Source organism: Wenzhouxiangella sp. AB-CW3, from assembly GCF_014725735.1.
GTDB lineage: Bacteria > Pseudomonadota > Gammaproteobacteria > Xanthomonadales > Wenzhouxiangellaceae > Wenzhouxiangella.
The window spans coordinates 1,287,355-1,305,283 of sequence record NZ_CP061368.1 but is presented as its reverse complement, the minus strand read 5'-3'; the positions used below and the strand labels follow the sequence as shown (position 1 = coordinate 1,305,283).

Sequence of the window (17,929 nt, the reverse complement as noted above, 5' to 3'; positions counted from 1 at the left end):
TGCCAACCCAACCGCCATGCACATGAACGCCATCGCCCTGATGCTGTTCGGTCTGAGCGCATTTGCGCTGGGCTACCTGGTCTATTCGCGTTTTATCGCCAAGCGGATCTATCGGCTCGACCCGCAGTTCCGAACGCCGGCGCATGAGCTGCGAGACGAGATCGACTATGTCCCCACCAATCGCTTCGTGCTGTGGGGGCACCACTTCACTTCGGTGGCCGGTGCCGCCCCCATTGTCGGGCCGGCCATCGCGGTCATCTGGGGCTGGGGGCCGGCTTTTGCGTGGGTGATCGTCGGCACGGTCTTCATTGCCGGCGTGCATGACCTGGGGGCCATCTGGGCCAGCGTGCGGCATCGCGCACGTTCCATCGGAACGCTCACCGGCATCCTGGTCAGCGAACGGGCGCGGGCTCTGTTCATGATCGTGATCTTCCTGTTGCTGCTGATGGTCAATGCGGTCTTCGCCGTGGTCATCGCACGACTGTTTACTGGCTTCCCGGAAAGCGTGGTACCGGCCTGGGCCGCCATAGGCGTTGCCCTGATTCTGGGGCAGCTGATCTACCGTCGCGTCATCGGCCTGGCCTGGCTGTCGGTTTTCGGCGTCATCGCGCTCTACGGCGCCATCTGGCTCGGTCAGTACCTGCCCGTCACATTGCCGGACGAATTCGTCGGCCTGGGCGCCAATGCCCAGTGGATCATCATCCTGTTCAGCTATGCCGCGATTGCCTCGCTGCTGCCGGTATGGGTGCTGCTGCAGCCCCGCGACTACATCAATGGCCTGCAGCTTTTCATCGGCTTGGGCCTGATCTTCCTGGCCGTGGCGCTGGCCAACCCGACGGTGGTCGCGCCGCTCTACAACACCAACCTGCCCGATGGTGTTCCCCCGCTCATCCCGCTGCTGTTCGTGACCATTGCCTGTGGCGCGATCTCGGGCTTCCACGGCCTGGTCGCATCGGGCACCACCTCCAAGCAGCTCGACCGCGAACCCGACGCCCGCTTCGTCGGCTACTTCGGCGCCGTGGGCGAAGGCTGCCTGGCGCTGGCCGCGATCATCGCCTGCACGGCCGGATTCGCGACCCTGGGCGAGTGGGAAGCCCTGTACTCCGGTTTTGCCGCCGGCGGGCTGGATGCCTTCGTCGAGGGTGGCGCGGCCATCATGCACAACGGCTATGGCCTGCCCCTGGCCGTGGGAACCACGCTGCTGGCGGTCATGGCCGTGCTGTTTGCGGCCACCACCATGGATACCGGCATTCGCCTGCAACGCTACATCGTCCAGGAATGGGGCAACATCTACGGCATTGACTGGCTGACGCGCCGCGCCCCGGCCACGATCCTGGCCGTCGGCTGCTGCCTGGCGCTGGCCTTCGGAGCCGGCGGTACGGAAGGAACCGGCGGGCTGGCCATCTGGCCGCTGTTCGGCACCACCAATCAGTTGCTCGCCGCACTCACCCTGCTGGTGATCAGCCTGCTGGTGGTCAGACTGGGCCGTCCACCATGGTACACCCTGGTTCCGATGATCGGCCTGATCCTGATGACGCTGGCTGCCCTGCTCTATCAACTGCTGGATTTCTACCGGCAGGAAAACTGGTTCCTGCTGGGCCTGGACGCCCTGATCCTGGTTGCCGCGGTCATGGTGGCGCTGGAAACCGCAGCCGCCCTGGTGCGCGCCCGCAGAGAGCATTCCGGCTCATGAAGCGCGCTTGGCAACGCCTGAACCGGCTGCTCGAAGAGTTATACGGAACACGCCATCGCCGTGCCCTGCTGGCCGACCAGAGACGACACAACGATGCGATGATGCTGATGGTCTATGCCGATGCACTGGGCATCGACAACCCCATGGCCCACCATGTACTGGAACTGAAGGTGCTCCTGGCCGACGATTTCCATGACTGGCATCGACGTGCCGGCCTGGAGCATTCGGTACTCGACTGCACACGATGCTGCTGAACCACCGGGGCGTGGTCGTCGTGGCCGGCAAGGGGGGAGTCGGCAAGACCACCATGGCGACGGCCCTGGCCGCCGCAACGGCCGCGCGCGACCAGCGCACTCTGCTGGTCTCGACCGACCCGGCACATTCGCTCTCAGACGTACTGCAGCAACCCTGCCAACAGGCGCCAACCCGTATCACGGCCAATCTCGAGGCAATCGAGATCGATGCCGATGCCCTGGCCGCACGGCATGTTGCCGAAGTGACCCGGGCCATGAAGCAGTTTGCCCACCCCGACACCTGGCCCGACATCGACCGTCAGCTCAGGGCCTCGGCCACCGCTCCGGGCACTGCCGAGGCCGCCCTCATCGAACATCTGGCCGAACTGCTGGCGCGATCCATGCACCGCTACGATCGCATCGTGCTCGACACGGCCCCGACCGGGCATACACTGCGCATGCTGTCGCTGCCAGACCAGCTTGGCGACTGGGCCGATGCACTGACCCATCAGCGTCAACAGCACGACCGGCTATCCCGGCAACTCGGCAATGAAGCTTCCGTGGCGCAACAGCGGGTCGCCCAACGACTGCAGGCCAGACGCGACCGGCTGAAGACGGCGCACGACATCCTCACCGATCCCGGGCGAAGCTGCGCGCTGGTGGTTCTCATCCCCGAGCGCCTGCCGATCCTGGAAAGCGAACGCCTGCTCGATGGCCTGACCGGGATCGGCCTGTCCGTCGCCGGACTGATTGTCAACGGCCTGCTGCCCGCCGGTTCCACCGACCCCTTTCTGCGACGCCGCCGCGAACAGCAGGATGCCAGGCTGGCCGAGATCGACCGCACTTTCTCCACCTGGCCGCGCCAACGTGTCGAACTCAGTGCCGAACCACCCGCCGGACTAGCTGAATTGCGGTCACTGGGGCGAGGGATTCTGGAATCGTTGTAATCTCCCTGGAGTCGGCCTTCAATGATGTGAAGAATCAACCGGCAGCCCGCTGCTTTCCCCATCTCCCACCCGCCGCCCCAATTCTTACGTGGCCATCGGACGCGCGAGATGTCGCGGACGGAGACCGGCAAGTAGCAGCACAAGCCCATAAGCCGCGGCACCGGTTCCTATCACCACTATCAGCCAGCCGATCCGCCAGGCCACGCCGGCCTCCAGCCACGCCGAAATATCGGGTTGCACGGCCAGCACGGAGGTCGCCATAACCAGGCAGGCCAACGCCACCTGCCCGATCCGCTTGATCGGCAGTGCGGGCGACAAGCCGGGCTTTCTCAGGTTGCGCCACAGCAGGCCGAAGTTTAGCCAGGCCGAGGCGCTGGAAGCCAGCGCCAGGCCGGCATGCGCACCCGGGTGGGCAGCCAGGGTGGCGAACAGGCCATCGCCGAAATCACCGCCGGACAAATGCCAGATGATCACCACCACGAAAACCACATTGAGCAGCATGTTGAGCGCCAGGGCGGTCACCGCGATCCTGACCGGCGTTTTTGTATCCTGGCGCGAGAAATAGGCCGGCGCCAGGATCTTCACGCCGATAAACGCCGGCAGACCGATGCAGTAGGCCATCAGGGCCAGTGCCGCCATCTGCACATCATGCGCCGTAAAAGCGCCGTACTGGAACAGCGTGACCACCAGCGGCTCGGCCACCACGGCCAGCCCCACGGCCGAGGGCACACCAATGACAAGTCCGAGCAGCATGGCCCATTCCAGCGTTGCCCGAAACTCGGTGCGGTCATTGCGCGCATGTAGCGAGGACAAGGTGGGCAGAATCACCACCGAAAGGGCGACGCCGAACAGGCCCAGCGGAAACTCCATCAGGCGGTCGCCGTAGTACAGCCAGGAGATACTGGCCTCGATCAGCAGCGAGGCAATCAGCACATCGAGCAACAGACTGATCTGCGCCACGGAAGAGCCGAACAGGGTCGGCACCATCAGTTTCATGATGCGCCGGACCCCGGGATGGCTGAAGTTCGGTCGCGGCACGGGCAAAACGCCGTGGCGTGCCAGCGAAGGCAACTGCACGGCCAGTTGCAGAATACCGGCCACCAGCACACCCCAGGCCAGCGACTTGACCGGCACTTCGAACCAGGCGCTGAAAGCCACCGCCGCCGTGATCAGCGAAATATTGAGCAGGGCCGGCGTCAGTGCAGGCAGGGCGAATCGGCCCAGGGTATTGAGAATGCCGCCGGAAAGTGCCGTCAGGGCGATGAACAGCAGGTAGGGAAAGGTTATCCGCAACATGTCCGATGCCAGGGCATGCTGCTCGGGATTGTCATGGAAGCCCGGCGCGAAAATACTGATGAACACCGGGGCGGCCAGCACCCCGATGCCGGTCATGACCAGCAGCACGGCCAGCAGGCTGCCGGCCGTGGCGTCGATCAGCGATTTCATGGCCGCGGTGTCGCCCTTTTCCCGGTACTCGGCGAGCACGGGCACGAAGGCCAGCGAGAAGGAACCTTCGGCAAACAGGCGGCGCAGAAAGTTCGGAATCTTGAACGCCACGAAAAAGGCATCGGTGGCCGCGGTGGCCCCGAACCAGCGCGCCAGCACCACATCGCGGACAAAGCCGAGAATACGCGATACCAGCGTCATGGCACCGAAGTTGAAGGTGTTGCGCAGGAGGCTCATTGGGTTGGGGGCTGGATCCGGGGCTGGAGTGACTGGTGCGACTCGGAAAGGTGTCGGGACTCGGGACTCGGGACTCGGGACTCGCTACTGAGGGGGATGTGGCGATTGGTTGCGTGTCGGCTTCGATTGATGTTGGCAAAACATTTCTCGACAATCGCCGCGCCGATCAAGGCATCAAGCCTTGAAGGGGTTCTTTCGGCCTTGGTCCAAAGTCGCGAACCTTGGTCTTTTCCCGAGTCCCGAGTCCCGAGTCCCGAGTCCCGGCCTTTATCCGAGCCCCGAATACTCCCTTGACTCACACCGCCTTTCATCCGATAATTCCCTGCTTGATTTTATTCACGAAGTTTTCTCAGGAGATTCAACCGTGGCCAACAGCGTATCTGCCCGCAAGCGTGCCCGCCAGGCCGAGCGGCACCGCCAGCAAAACGCTTCCCAGCGTTCGCACGTTCGCACCAAGATCAAGAGGGTGCTGCGCGCCATCGATGCCGGCGACAAGGCTGCCGCCGAGGAAGCCTACAAGGCTGCGGTTCCGGCAATCGACCGTTCCGTGTCCAAGGGCATTATGCACGCCAACAAGGCAGCCCGGCACAAGTCGCGCCTGAACCAGCACGTTCGCAGCATGGGCTGACCGGCCAGATCGATCGGCACCACTGCATGAAAGAGGCCGCGTTGATCGCGGCCTTTTTTGTGCCCTCACTCCACGCTCTGGACATCGTCGTTACGCGCAGATGTCTCGATGTGGGTCATGATCTCTCCGACCAGGCGGTTCAGCCCCACCCGCGCCACAGAAGAGATGGCAAACCAGGGCGACTCCCACCCCAGCCGCTCAATGATATCCCGGCTTCGCTGATCGATCTCTTCAGAGTCGAGCTGATCGGTCTTGGTCAATAGCAGCCAGCGCTCACGTCCGGCCAGTTCGGCATCGTAGCGTTCCAGCTCGCGCTCCAGCGCTCGCACCTGCTCGACCGGATCGGCACCATCCACAGGCGCGATATCGACCAGGTGCAGAAGCAGCCGGGTGCGTTGTAAATGCTTCAGAAACTGAATACCCAGTCCGGCACCCTCGGCCGCGCCCTCGATCAGGCCCGGAATATCGGCGATCACGAAAGACCGGCCGGGCTCGAGACTGACCACGCCCAGGTTCGGATACAGCGTCGTGAACGGATAATCGGCCACCTTGGGTCGCGCTGCCGAGACCGCACTGATCAGCGTCGACTTGCCCGCGTTGGGAAACCCCAGCAGACCAACATCGGCCAGAACCTTCAGCTCCAGGTGCAGCTCGCGCTGCTCACCGGGGGTTCCGGGCGTAGACTGGCGCGGCGTGCGATTGGTCGAGGACTTGAAATGCACATTGCCCTTGCCACCGACACCGCCTTTGGCCACCAGCATGCGCTGACCGTGTTCGGTCACTTCCCCGATGGTCTCATCGGTTTCGGTGGCCTTGACGATAGTACCCAGGGGAACCCGGATGGTCACGTCATCGGCACCGCGGCCATACCGCTGCCGACCCTGACCCGGCTGGCCGTTCTTCGCCTTGAAGTGGCGGGCATGACGGAAGTCGGCCAGGGTGTTGAGACCGGAATCGCCTTCCAGATAAACACTGCCGCCGTCGCCGCCGTCACCACCGTCCGGACCCCCCTTGGGGATGTACTTCTCGCGCCGGAAACTGACACAACCGGCCCCGCCCTTGCCGGCCTGGACCATGATCCTGGCTTCATCTACAAACTTCATAGTCAGATATCCTGTTGCCAGCTGTGGCTTGTCGCTTCTGCGCCGCCCGCATAAGCAACTTGGGAAACTCACCACAGAGACACAGAGATCACAGAGATAAAACATTGAAATTAATTGTTTTATGTGTTCTTTCTCTGTGTCCTCTGTGCCTCTGTGGTGAACGCTTTTTGTTCTTACTCGGAAAGCGAAACCCAGATACGAAAAACCCCGCACGCGGCGGGGTCTTGCGTCGCCTCGTTGGCGTAATGCCTTACTCGGCCGGCTCGATCGAGATGAACTTGCGCACGGGCTTGCCGCGCTGTTCGAACTTGACCTTGCCGTCGGACAGGGCGAACAGGGTGTGATCTCGGCCCACGCCGACGTTGGCGCCGGCATGGAAGCGGGTGCCACGCTGGCGAACCAGGATGTTGCCGGCGTTGACCTGCTCGCCGCCGTAGCGCTTCACGCCCAGGTATTTCGGATTGGAGTCGCGGCCGTTGCGAGTCGAGCCGCCTGCCTTTTTATGTGCCATTGCTTCAGCCTTCGATTCCGGTGATCTTGATGTCGGTGTAGTACTGGCGATGCCCCATCTGCTTCATGTGGTGCTTGCGCCGCTTGAACTTGATGATCCGGACCTTGTCGCCACGACCGTGGTCGACGACCTCGGCGGTCACCTTGCCACCGTCGACGGTCGGAGTGCCGATGCGAACATCGTCGCCTTCGCCAACCATCAGGACCTGGTCGATTTCGACCTTGGCGCCCTTCTCGGCCTCGAGCTTCTCGACCCGCAGGACGTCGCCTTCGGATGCCTTGTATTGCTTGCCGCCGGTGGTAAATACCGCGTACATGGATCTGCTCCGCAAAAACTAGCCAGTAAAGAGCGGGAATTCTACCGGACCGGGCCCGGGCAGTCAACGTCAGTTGACCCCTGGCGGCAGGTCATCATGACCGCCGCCAGGGGGATTTATTAAACCGGCAACGAAATACCTACGGCATTCGTTGCGCGGCATTTGCGGCACATGTCCGAAAATGCCTTCGCTTCGCGGCCCCGGCCGTTCCGGCCTGGCATTAACCCAGCAACCTGTTTGGTTGCAGGGTTAATAATTGTCGGGCTTCTTAAAGCCCGGCCGGACGCCCAAGATCGGGAAGGCTGTAGTCACAGACTCCCTGGGGGAAAATCTGCTGCAATCGGGTCACCTGTTCGGCGCTGAACTCGCGATCGCCATAGGTGCCGTCAGCCAAAGCCTCATCGACGGACTTGAGCTGACACTTGAACACATCACCGGTGATCGGCCCTCCCGCCTCGATGCGCGAGGTGGTAAACACCGGAAAGGCCTGCGTGCAGGGCCCGGGGTCATTGTCATCCAGAATTCCGTCCCAGACGCCCTCTCCTGCCGCAAGCACACTGCCATCGTCTTCAAAGCAGGCGTCGACGGCATCATCGGGACGAACGGTGGCGACATCGGCATCCGGTTCTGCCTGAATATTGGCCATCCAGTCATCCATGACGCGCAGGGCCATTTCCTCGATATCAGCCTCACCGATATTGAACGGCGGCTCGTCGCCAATCCCGGCAAACCAGATCAGATGGTGGTCGGCCGTGTCCATTTCATTGAGGATGCGCTGACGAGCGGCAAAGCTCTGGTGCGCATTGTGCATGTCAAGCACCGGCTCCAGCCAGTCGCGGATATCGATGACCGGAATATCGATCTGCCCGCGAAAGATCATGCCGCTCTCATACAGACCGGCGATGGCATCGAGATGGCCCTCATGGCGCGGAGCTGGCGAGTCACCATCGCTGAGCATGATGTTGCGCTGGCTCCAGGGGTCGAAGTTGTCGGGCGTGGGGTCACCTATGAACGGGTAGCCTTCCTGAGCCATTTCGGCCGAGGGCTTCCAGCCACCCACTTCGGAATTGACCTTGAGGAACTGCTCGGCATCGATCACGCCATCGACAAAGGCTCGCAGGCCGTACTGCACACCCACATTGTCCACCGCGCGCCGGGCGAAGCCGTCCTCGGCAATGCCGTAGATATGGCGCAGGTCATCCATGTGGGTCCACTCGATTTCATGGATGTCGGAAAGCGGCTCCCAGTGTTCGGCGTTGCGCACCGAACCGAAGTGTGGGTTGAGTGACAGGGGTGACAGCCCGCGCCAGGCTGGAACACACTCGGTCATGCCGGGAGCTGCCGCGAAGCCAAGCGCTTCCTGCGGTTCGGCAAATGGATTGCCCAGCAGGTCGGTCGCATTCAGTCCAACCAGCCAGCTTCGGTTGTCCGTCGTCTGCCAGAACGAATTGTCACGGTCGGTCACATCCATGTAGTGCTCGAGCAATTCGCAATCTCCGACATGAATGGTCTGCGTCACCATGTCGGGATAGGAGCGTTCGGGTATGGCGGCATCGATCAGGCCGGGGTGGTTCTGTCCGTAGACGTATTGCTGAATCGCCCCGCCGGACGCGCCAAGGCCGACCGTGTAGCTGGGCTCGCCATAACGCTTGACGAAGTGCTCTTTGGTCATCAGCGCGGTTTCGCCCCCGACCTGCAGATTGTAGTGATCGCCGGTGCGATTACCGGTGGAATAGGCAATGGCATGACCCATGCCGAGCACATCGGCTTTCATGGCGCGGCTGTCAGCCCAGCGACCCTGGGTGTGACCGATGCCGACACCTCCCTGAAAGTGATAGGCCAGACGACCGTTCCAGCGACTGGTATCGGGATTGCGTCCTTCGCGCCCGATTGCCGCCGGGTCGACCAGCATGGCAAAGCTGTAAATGAAGCGGTTGATCGTGCCGAACTCCACCCGAACGACAAAATCCAGCTCGTCACCGTCCAGCGTGACCGTGGTTGCGAGATCCTCAGGCGTGCTGCCGTCTTCAGGCCAATCCGCCCAGTTTCCGTCGGTGGTTCGGTACCGGTACTCGACGAAGGAGTCGATACTGCACCGGGTGCTGTAGCCTACGACCTCTCCGCTGTCGCCATAGACTCGGAAGCCCGGAGGATCGGAGGCATCAACGTTTGGCTGAACACCCAGTTCGGCCGCTACCGAGCAGACGAAGGGCTGCTGTTGCGGACCGGAAAACAGAGGACCACTGATCGGATGCGCGGTCACCTCGACACTGCCGCCCGGCACGATGGAAAACATGCCATTGGCGAACCGGAAGTGCCATGCTTCGATCGTATTGCCGCCCTCCCTCAGGCCCTCGACCCGATACCCAGACCCACGTTTGATGTGGCGCGGATCGGTTGCAGCCAGTTCACCATTGACCATGATCAGACTGCCCAGGTAACCGTCCGGGCCATCAATCGAGATCAGCACGTCATTGCCGGTGACCTGGTCAGGCTCACTGGATACCACCGTGATTCCGGCGATGGACAGCGGGTGGAAGAAAAAAAGCAGGAAAAGACAGAAAAACACATGGCGAGCCGATGTCCGGCTGCGTGGAACAATGATCATGGCAGATCTCCCTCTATTGGTGACCCCGCCCCTTGTTTTGCCGTCGCGCCCTGAACCGCCTGCCCCAATCTAATACCCGGAGAGTCTCCGGTCAAACGCCCTCGCCCAACCCGCCTGTTGAAAGCCGACCCTGATTTTTCAGTCTTCGGCCCCGATCAGTTCCAGGCTGAGTTCGCGCAACTGCCGGCGAGCCTCGGCATCATAGGCCTGGTCTTGGGCACGGCGGGGGCTGTGGTCGCGAAAGTAATGACCACTGCCAACCTCGTCGGTAACCAGCTGCATGACGGCATCCGCGCCTTCATCCACGGTGGTCTGCGGCTCGATGCCGGCCCGCCGCACCATGTAGGTATCCATGAAGGTGGCCGGGTGCAGGGCGTTGATGGTCACGCCCGTGTTCTCCAGGCGCTCGGCCATGTCATAGGCATGGAGAATCTGGGCCAGCTTGCTCTGGGCGTAAGGCCGCCCGATCTGGCTCCCGTCGGGCTCCCAGTGCTCAAGCATCACATCGTCGAAATCGATTGCGGCCTGGGCGCCGGAAGAGACATTGATGATGCGCGCCGGTGCGCCAGCCTCGAGCAGTGGCAGCAACTGCTCGGTGAGCAGGAAATGAGCAAGATAATTGACCTGAAACACCGGCTCGACGCCATCGACGGTGCGCTCCATGCCGTCCTCGGCCGAGCCGATGCCGGCATTGTTGATGAGCAGGTTCAGTCGCTCGAAGTCCCTGTTGATGCTTTCAGCCAGCTCCCGCACCCGGTCCAGTTCGAGAAAATCGGCCCGGCGAAACTCGGCACTTCCGCCCTCGGCCTCGATTTCGGCCACCACGTCCTGGCCACGGTCAATATCGCGTCCATGCACGATGACGTGATGGCCCATGCCTCCTAGCCTGCGCGCCACTTCCGCACCCAGTCCCTGCGTGGACCCGGTCACCAGCGCCACCGGCTGGTCTCGCTCCGCATCATCGCCCGCGCCAGACGCCGAATCGGAGGCCGGATCGCCCCTGCCCCCTGCCTCATGGCATCCGGTCAACAACAGCATCATGAGCAGCACCATCGCTATGGGAAGCCGGAAAGCCGACGGGGTTGTCATGGTCGTTACCTGCATCATGCATCTCCTCGTTGAAACTCGCTCCGGGACCTGGAATCGTGCCGGAACGCAATCGAGCCCCTGCAGTCTATCAGGCCGCCGTCGTGAACGCTTTTTGCGCCGCTGACGACCGGCACGTTATATTAACCGGCTTGTCCCGAGGTTTCGCTCCAGCATGAAAACGATCTCCGTACGCGGCGCCCGCACCCACAACCTGGCCAATGTCGATCTCGACCTGCCGCGCGACCAGCTGATCGTGTTCACCGGCCTGTCGGGCTCCGGCAAGTCATCGCTCGCCTTCGACACCATTTACGCGGAGGGACAGCGGCGTTACGTGGAGTCGCTGTCGGCCTATGCGCGCCAGTTCCTGTCGATGATGCAGAAGCCCGATATCGACCATATCGAGGGCTTGTCACCGGCCATTTCCATCGAGCAGAAGGCGGCCAGCCACAACCCTCGCTCCACGGTCGGGACGGTTACGGAAATCCATGATTACCTGCGCCTGATGTATGCGCGCGTGGGCACGCCACGTTGTCCGGATCACGATGAAGTGCTCGACGCCCAGACCGTCTCGCAGATGGTTGATACCGCGCTGGGCTTTCCCGTGGGCAGCAAGCTGATGCTGCTGGCGCCGGTGGTGCGCGGACGCAAGGGCGAACACCTGCAGGTGCTCCAGGAGCTGCGCGCCCAGGGCTTCGTGCGGGCGCGGGTCAACGGAAAGGTCATCGACCTGGATGACGATCTGCCGAAGCTGGAGCTGCGCAGGAAGCACGATATCGAGGCCGTGGTCGATCGCTTCCGGGTGCGTGACGATATCGCCCAGCGCCTGGCCGAAAGCTTCGAGACGGCACTGGCGCTGGCTGACGGCCTGGCGATCATCGCACCCATGGACGAGGGCAGCGAGATGGCCGAGACCCTGTTCTCGGCCCGCTTCGCCTGCCCGGTGTGCGACTACAGCCTGCCGGAACTCGAGCCTCGCATGTTCTCGTTCAACAATCCCAACGGTGCCTGCCAGACCTGCGACGGGCTGGGCGTCAAGCAGTACTTCGACCCCGAGCGCGTGGTCGGCAACCGCGAGCTGTCTCTGGCCGGCGGCGCCATCCGTGGCTGGGACCGTCGCAACGCCTATTATTTCCAGCTTATCCAGTCGCTGTCGCGGCATTTCGACTTCGATATTGAAACCCCATTCGGCGAGCTGCCGGAAAGAATCCAGCAGGTCATCCTGCACGGCAGTGGCGAGGAAAAGATCGCCTTTCGCTATCTATCCGAGCGCGGCAGCCAGACGCGCAAGCACCCGTTCGTCGGCATCATTCCCAACCTGGAGAAGCGCTACCGGGAAACCGAGTCGCGCATCGTGCGCGAGGAGCTGTCGCGCTATATCTCCACCCGCGCCTGCCCGGAGTGCAACGGCCAGCGTCTGGGTCGCGCGGCCCGGCATGTATTCATTGCCGGCACATCGCTGCCCGATGTGTCGAGCTGGTCGGTCGAGCGCTGCCTGGCTTTCTTTCAGGAGGTCGAACTGGACGGCTGGCGCGGCGAAATCGCCGGACGCATTCTCAAGGAGGTGCGCGAACGCCTGCATTTCCTGGTCAACGTCGGCCTCGACTACCTGACCCTCGACCGGCAGGCCGATACGCTGTCCGGCGGGGAAGCCCAGCGCATCCGTCTGGCCAGCCAGATCGGCGCCGGGCTGGTCGGGGTCATGTATGTGCTCGACGAACCATCCATCGGCCTGCACCAGCGTGACAACGCCCGTCTGCTCGAAACCCTGACACGGCTGCGCGATCTCGGCAACACGGTCATCGTCGTCGAACATGACGAGGATGCCATCCGCACGGCCGACCACGTCGTCGACATAGGCCCCGGGCCGGGCGTTCATGGTGGACAAATCGTCTATAGCGGCACACCTGAAGGGCTGATCGGCTGCACCGAGTCCATGACCGGCGACTATCTCTCGGGCCGGCGCGAGATCGCCATCCCGGAAAAGCGCCACAAGCCCGATCGCAAACGAATGTTTCGCATCGAAGGCGCGACGGGCAACAATCTCGGATCAGTCGACCTGGAACTGCCGGCCGGCCTGTTCGTCTGCGTGACCGGCGTGTCAGGCTCGGGCAAGTCGACCCTGATCAACGACACCCTCTACAAGGTACTGGCACGAGAACTCAACGGGGCGGCCGAGACGCCGGCACCTCACACGGGACATTCCGGACTGGATTTGTTCGACAAGGTCGTCGATATCGATCAGAGCCCGATTGGACGGACGCCACGCTCCAACCCGGCCACCTACACCGGCCTGTTTACTCCTATTCGCGAACTGTTCGCCGGCACCCAGGAGGCGCGTGCACGCGGCTACAAGCCCGGGCGCTTTTCCTTCAACGTCAAGGGCGGGCGTTGCGAGGCCTGCCAGGGCGATGGCGTAATCCGGGTCGAAATGCACTTTCTGCCCGACATCTTCGTGCCCTGCGATGTCTGCCAGGGCAAGCGTTACAACCGCGAGACCCTGACCGTTCAATACAAGGGCAAGAGCATTCACGAAGTGCTGGAAATGACGGTCGAGGATGCACTGGAGTTTTTTGAACCGGTACCGGCCGTGGCCAGGAAGCTGCAGACGCTGATGGATGTGGGCCTGAGCTATATTCAGCTTGGCCAGAGCGCAACCACGCTTTCAGGCGGCGAGGCACAGCGCATCAAGCTTGCACGTGAGCTGTCCAAGCGCGACACTGGCCAGACGCTCTACATCCTGGACGAACCCACCACCGGGCTGCACTTCCACGACATCAAGCACCTGCTCGAAGTGCTGCACCGCCTGCGCGACGAGGGCAACACCGTGGTGGTGATCGAGCACAACCTCGATGTCATCAAGACCGCCGACTGGATTGTCGATCTGGGCCCAGAGGGCGGCGAGCGCGGCGGCCAGATCATCGCCACCGGCACACCCGAACAGATCGCCCGGACCAAAGGTTCCTGGACCGGCGAATACCTAGCCGGGTTATTGCCAATCAAACGCAAGCGGAGGAAGTCAGCCTGATGTCGGAATTCAACATTCAAATCGACGTACGCTGGGGTGACATGGACGCCTTCGGTCACGTCGGCAACGCGGTCTACTTGCGTTATTTCGAAGAGGCGCGGGCACGATGGATGGAGTCTGTGGCCAGTCACTGGCAGGGCGACGCCAGCGGCCCGGTGGTGGCCAACATCAACATCAACTATCGCCGGCCGCTGCACTGGCCGGCACAGTTCGAGGTCACTCTGAAACCGCGGTCACCGGGACGATCAAGCATCAAGCTGGAGCACGAGATTCGCATGATCGACCCGTCCGGCAGCACGGTCGTGCATGCCGATGCCACCTGCACCCTGGTCTGGATCGACAAGAAATCCGGCGAGCCGGTGCCGTTGCCGACCAGCATCCGCGGACTGGCCGCGGAACAGCACTAATAGCTACTAACCCTTCTGCCCCAGGCGCTCCACCAGCGCTTTGAGGGTGGCCTGGGTCGGCTCGGAAAACCAGCCAGCGACAAAGGCATCAATATCCAGGGCCTCGCGACTGTCGAACAGTGCGGCGAGATCGGCCCGGCACAGGGTCCGGGTGGCACGCATGGCGTGGGCGGGCAATCCCAACATCTCCCGGCACCAGGCCACAGCACGTTCGACAACCTGCTCAGGTGCCGCCAGCTCATCGACCAGACCCAACTCCAGGGCCTCGGCTGCCGGCACCATCTGGCCGGCCACCAGGTGGCGTTCAGCCGGATAGACGCCGATCAGTCGAGCCAGCGCCTGGTGTATCACCGGCGGCACGACCAGGCCCACCTGTACCTCGTTGAGGCCCAGCTGAAAATCACCCTCGGCCTGCACGCGGTAGTCGCTGAACAAGGCGATCACCGTCCCGCCGGCCGGGCTGTGACCGGTCAGTGCGCTGACCAGGGGCACTTCAAAGCGGGCGACCCGCTCCAGAAGTCCGAAAAAGTCCTGCCAGAAACTGTGCATGCCGGCTTCGTCCAGGGTCAGAAGCTCGGGCACATCGAGTCCGGCCGAGAAAAGACCGGGCCGGCCCGAAAGCACCACGGCACGGGCACCATCTGCTCCGGCCTTGGCCAGTGTCTGATCGAGCCGAGCCACCAGCTCGGGGTTGAGTGCATTGACCGGCGGGCGATCCAGTCGCAGTTCGAGAATGTCGTCGGAGTGTTCAATGGTTTCGAGCATGATGGCCTATTCATCCGGGTTCAGACTGACCCGCATTATGCACGAGACGCTGTCTCCGGATTCTGAGATAATTTCATCTCGAACCCAGACAGATGCCCCTCATGAGACACTTGCGCTACTTTTTTGCCGCCCTGCTGTTTTTCGCTGCCAGCACCCTGCTGGCCGATGTCGCGCTGGAGTTCGAAGATCCCTGGGCGCCGCTCGCGCCGCCGGGGCGCACCATGGCCGGTTTCGTAACCATTCACAATCATGGCGACAGCGATATCACCCTGGTCGATGCGCACAGCCCGCAGTTCGGTCGCGTGGAGATCCACACCATGAAAATGGATGACGGCGTGATGCGCATGCGCCGCCTCGAAGAGCTCGTGGTCGAGGCCGGCCGTCACATCATCCTTCAGCCCGGCGGACGCCACCTGATGCTGTTTGAACCCGAAAGAACTTTCGAGGATGGCGATCAGATCGACATCGAACTGGTCGACGATCAGAACCAGCGCCATGTGCTCACCGCCACGGTCAGGCCACGGGACTGACTCTTCCGGTCACTGAACGCGCTTCCACGAATTACAGAATCGCCTTACCATTGATGCGGTCAACCTGACCGGATCAATGCGTGTTCGAGACCGAACCGACAACCACTGCCCTGCTGCTGGCCGCGTTTGGCTTCCTGCTGCTGCTCAGCGTACTGTTCAGCCGCGCATCGGAGCGCATCGGCATACCGGTGGTCCTGGTCTTTCTGCTGATCGGCCTGCTGGTCGGTTCCTATCTGCCCGAGCACTTCGTCGATTTCGACCTGGCCTTTCGCATCGGCACCATGGGTCTGGTGCTGATCCTGTTCGATGGCGGCCTCAACACGCCGTTTCGCCAGGTTCGACGCCACCTGGCGCCGGCATCACTGCTGGCCACGGTGGCCGTGGCCGGGACCGCGATACTGGTAGCCGCTGTCGCCTGGCTGCTGGGACTGGGCTGGATGGAGGCCATGCTGCTCGGCGCCATTGTCTCGTCCACCGACGCCGCGGCCGTATTTTCCTCCCTGCGCGGTTCCGGCATCCAGTTGCGCCGGCGTGTCGGTGCCACGCTGGAGCTGGAATCCGGCCTGAACGACCCGATGGCGGTCATACTGACGCTGACCGTGACCACGCAACTGCTGACCGGGGAACCCTTTACGCCCGCCGGCTTCGTCGCCGACGTGGCGCTGCAGCTGGCCATCGGGGTGGTTGCGGGCGTGACCATCGGATGGTTGGGCACCCGCTTGCTGGCCCGGATTCGCGTGCCCGCCGCCGGCCTGTACCCGGCCCTGACCCTGGCCCTGGCCCTGCTGGCCTTCGGCCTGCCCACCATTTTCATGGGCTCGGGCTTTCTGGCCGTCTATATCGCCGCCCTGATGCTGGGCAATCAGCGCCTGCCCTACCGCTCCGGCATACTGCGCGTCCACGACGCCATGGCCTGGCTGGCCCAGATCTCCATGTTCCTTGTGCTGGGCCTGCTGGCCGTGCCGGAACTGTTGCTGGCCGCGGGCTGGCAGGGCCTGGTCCTGGCCCTGGCATTGGCCCTGATCGCGCGCCCCGTCATGGTGGCCCTGTGCCTGCTGCCGTTTCGCTACAGCCTGCGGGAGACCGGCTTCGTATCGTGGGTCGGCCTGCGCGGAGCAGTTCCGATTCTGCTGGCCACGTTTCCGGTACTGGCCGGAGCCGAGAACGGCATGGAGCTGTTCCACCTGGTGTTCTTCATCGTCGTTGTCAATGCCCTGATCCCCGGTGCAACCGTGCGCTGGGCCGCACGCCTGATGGGCATGGAACAGGCCGGTGCCGAGCGCCCGACCCCGGTGCTGGAAATCAACGCCATCGACAGCCTGCCGGTGCAGATCATTTCTTTCCGACTTGATCCTGCGGCCATGGCCACGGGCAACCGCGCCGGCATGCTACCCCTGCCCCAGGGCGCCGATATCCTGTTGCTGGTGCGCGAGCGCCAGGCCCTGCCGGTCGACGCCGATACCGTGCTCGAGGCCGGTGACCATGTGCATGTCATGGTCCGTCCCGAAGACAAGCGTGCCGTGGAGCTGATGTTCGGGCTGCGCGAGGAAGACTGAACGGCCATAGCTGCCGGCCTGCAGGGAACTGGCCGTGGATCAGTCGGCCAATTGCATGAGGATGGCTGCCGTCGCGCCCCATACCAGACGAGGCGAACGGGTGGCCATGGAGACCAGCTCGTAGTGATGATGCCCCCGGACCACCCGGTGCCGGCGATAGCTTTCCTGGCGGATCACCACCTGCCATGGCAGACTGAAGATCGATTCGACTTCTTCGGGACAGGGGTGCAATCTGGCCTCTGGGCTGAGGCGAGCCACAACCGGCACCACCCGGTAACCGGAAATGGTGTCGTAGCGATCGAGCAGACCCAACGGCTCGATCATGGCGGTATCGATTCCGATTTCCTCGCAGGTCTCGCGCAGGGCCGTTTCGACTGGGAAAGTTTCGGGTTCGCGGCATCCACCCCCGGGAAGCGAGACCTGGCCGGCATGATGGGGCAACTGCCGGCTACGCACCGTCAAAAGCACCTCCGGGTCATCGCTATCGATGATTGGCACCAGCACGGCCGCAGGGCGCGGATGCCAGGATGCGGGCTCAGGCGAGCGATAGCCTCTTACGGGAAGTCCGGACAGTGGCTGTTCGAGCGGATGAAGCCGGCGGGCCAGATCCCTGATCCAGCCCGAAGGCTCAATCATCGAACAAACGCTGGGCCCGTCCGGGCAGATCATCCATGATCTCGCGTCGCTGCTGATCGCTGTAGCTCAGCCAGGCGGCGATCTCTTTGCCGCTGCGGAAACATCCCACACAAAGCTGCTCGGGACCCAACGTGCAGGTCCCGATGCAGGGCGACTCGACCTGTGGAATCGGACAGACCGGATCGTTCATGCCGAAGCT

The 17,929-nt window shown here is 62.9% G+C and carries 17 protein-coding genes; 8 read left to right on the top strand and 9 right to left on the bottom strand.

The genetic code is table 11. The annotated features are described in order from the left end of the window. The first annotated feature begins 22 nt into the window (after positions 1 to 22). Genes IC757_RS05655 through IC757_RS05645 form a run of 3 tightly spaced genes read left to right on the top strand, consistent with a single transcriptional unit; the run spans position 23 to position 2,873 of the window. Entirely contained in the window at positions 23 to 1,693 is a 1,671-nt protein-coding gene (locus IC757_RS05655; protein WP_190976394.1) for a carbon starvation protein A, read from the top strand. Next, positions 1,690 to 1,947: a cory-CC-star protein gene (locus IC757_RS05650; protein WP_190976393.1), complete on the top strand. Its 258-nt coding sequence runs from the start codon at positions 1,690 to 1,692 to the stop codon at positions 1,945 to 1,947. Before IC757_RS05655 ends, IC757_RS05650 begins: the two co-directional genes overlap by 4 nt. Next, positions 1,938 to 2,873: an ArsA family ATPase gene (locus IC757_RS05645; protein WP_190976392.1), complete on the top strand. Its 936-nt coding sequence runs from the start codon at positions 1,938 to 1,940 to the stop codon at positions 2,871 to 2,873. Before IC757_RS05650 ends, IC757_RS05645 begins: the two co-directional genes overlap by 10 nt. 84 nt (positions 2,874 to 2,957) lie before the next feature. On the opposite strand, the gene murJ is transcribed toward IC757_RS05645, so the two are convergent. Further along, complete coding sequence (gene murJ / locus IC757_RS05640; protein ID WP_190976391.1) at positions 2,958 to 4,556, bottom strand: murein biosynthesis integral membrane protein MurJ; 1,599 nt, start codon at positions 4,554 to 4,556, stop codon at positions 2,958 to 2,960. 364 nt (positions 4,557 to 4,920) lie between these two features. Here murJ and rpsT point away from each other — a divergent pair, with 364 nt between their 5' ends. After that, positions 4,921 to 5,184, top strand: a complete 264-nt coding sequence (rpsT, locus tag IC757_RS05635; protein WP_190976390.1) for a 30S ribosomal protein S20 — start codon at positions 4,921 to 4,923, stop codon at positions 5,182 to 5,184. Positions 5,185 to 5,249: 65 nt separating this feature from the next. Here rpsT and cgtA read toward each other — a convergent pair whose 3' ends face one another. The 5 genes from cgtA to IC757_RS05610 all read right to left on the bottom strand — a co-directional run bounded on the left by cgtA (position 5,250) and on the right by IC757_RS05610 (position 10,829). Continuing rightward, positions 5,250 to 6,287: an Obg family GTPase CgtA gene (gene cgtA, locus IC757_RS05630; RefSeq protein ID WP_190976389.1), complete on the bottom strand. Its 1,038-nt coding sequence runs from the start codon at positions 6,285 to 6,287 to the stop codon at positions 5,250 to 5,252. A gap of 250 nt (positions 6,288 to 6,537) precedes the next feature. Then, positions 6,538 to 6,798 (bottom strand): 50S ribosomal protein L27, encoded by a 261-nt coding sequence (gene rpmA, locus IC757_RS05625; protein ID WP_190976388.1) that lies wholly within the window; start codon positions 6,796 to 6,798, stop codon positions 6,538 to 6,540. A 4-nt stretch (positions 6,799 to 6,802) separates the two neighbouring features. After that, the gene (gene rplU / locus IC757_RS05620) at positions 6,803 to 7,114 is read right to left on the bottom strand and encodes a 50S ribosomal protein L21 (protein WP_190976387.1); all 312 of its coding nucleotides are present in this window, start codon (positions 7,112 to 7,114) and stop codon (positions 6,803 to 6,805) included. 268 nt (positions 7,115 to 7,382) lie between these two features. Further along, positions 7,383 to 9,722: a DUF6351 family protein gene (locus IC757_RS05615; protein WP_190976386.1), complete on the bottom strand. Its 2,340-nt coding sequence runs from the start codon at positions 9,720 to 9,722 to the stop codon at positions 7,383 to 7,385. A gap of 138 nt (positions 9,723 to 9,860) precedes the next feature. After that, positions 9,861 to 10,829: an SDR family NAD(P)-dependent oxidoreductase gene (locus IC757_RS05610; RefSeq protein ID WP_223846269.1), complete on the bottom strand. Its 969-nt coding sequence runs from the start codon at positions 10,827 to 10,829 to the stop codon at positions 9,861 to 9,863. A gap of 154 nt (positions 10,830 to 10,983) precedes the next feature. On the opposite strand from IC757_RS05610, the gene uvrA reads away from it, so the two are divergent. Both uvrA and IC757_RS05600 read left to right on the top strand, forming a co-directional pair. Further along, on the top strand, positions 10,984 to 13,836 hold the full coding sequence (gene uvrA / locus IC757_RS05605) for an excinuclease ABC subunit UvrA (protein ID WP_190976385.1): 2,853 nt from the start codon (positions 10,984 to 10,986) through the stop codon (positions 13,834 to 13,836). Further along, positions 13,836 to 14,243 (top strand): acyl-CoA thioesterase, encoded by a 408-nt coding sequence (locus IC757_RS05600; RefSeq protein ID WP_190976384.1) that lies wholly within the window; start codon positions 13,836 to 13,838, stop codon positions 14,241 to 14,243. Before uvrA ends, IC757_RS05600 begins: the two co-directional genes overlap by 1 nt. Before the next feature lie 6 nt (positions 14,244 to 14,249). Here IC757_RS05600 and IC757_RS05595 read toward each other — a convergent pair whose 3' ends face one another. Further along, positions 14,250 to 15,008: an enoyl-CoA hydratase/isomerase family protein gene (locus tag IC757_RS05595; protein WP_190976383.1), complete on the bottom strand. Its 759-nt coding sequence runs from the start codon at positions 15,006 to 15,008 to the stop codon at positions 14,250 to 14,252. Positions 15,009 to 15,109: 101 nt separating this feature from the next. On the opposite strand from IC757_RS05595, the gene IC757_RS05590 reads away from it, so the two are divergent. Both IC757_RS05590 and IC757_RS05585 read left to right on the top strand, forming a co-directional pair. After that, positions 15,110 to 15,538, top strand: coding sequence for a copper chaperone PCu(A)C (locus IC757_RS05590; protein WP_190976382.1), 429 nt, complete (start codon positions 15,110 to 15,112; stop codon positions 15,536 to 15,538). A gap of 80 nt (positions 15,539 to 15,618) precedes the next feature. Continuing rightward, a complete protein-coding gene (locus IC757_RS05585; RefSeq protein WP_190976381.1) occupies positions 15,619 to 17,094 on the top strand; it encodes a potassium/proton antiporter in 1,476 nt (491 codons plus the stop codon). 39 nt (positions 17,095 to 17,133) lie between these two features. Here the strand turns inward: IC757_RS05585 and IC757_RS05580 are convergent, their stop codons facing one another. After that, positions 17,134 to 17,730, bottom strand: coding sequence for an NUDIX hydrolase (locus IC757_RS05580; protein ID WP_190976380.1), 597 nt, complete (start codon positions 17,728 to 17,730; stop codon positions 17,134 to 17,136). Then, positions 17,723 to 17,920 carry a DUF1289 domain-containing protein gene (locus tag IC757_RS05575; RefSeq protein ID WP_190976379.1) on the bottom strand — a complete coding sequence of 66 codons (198 nt, stop codon included), beginning with the start codon at positions 17,918 to 17,920 and terminating at the stop codon, positions 17,723 to 17,725. Before IC757_RS05575 ends, IC757_RS05580 begins: the two co-directional genes overlap by 8 nt. Positions 17,921 to 17,929 lie beyond the last annotated feature (9 nt).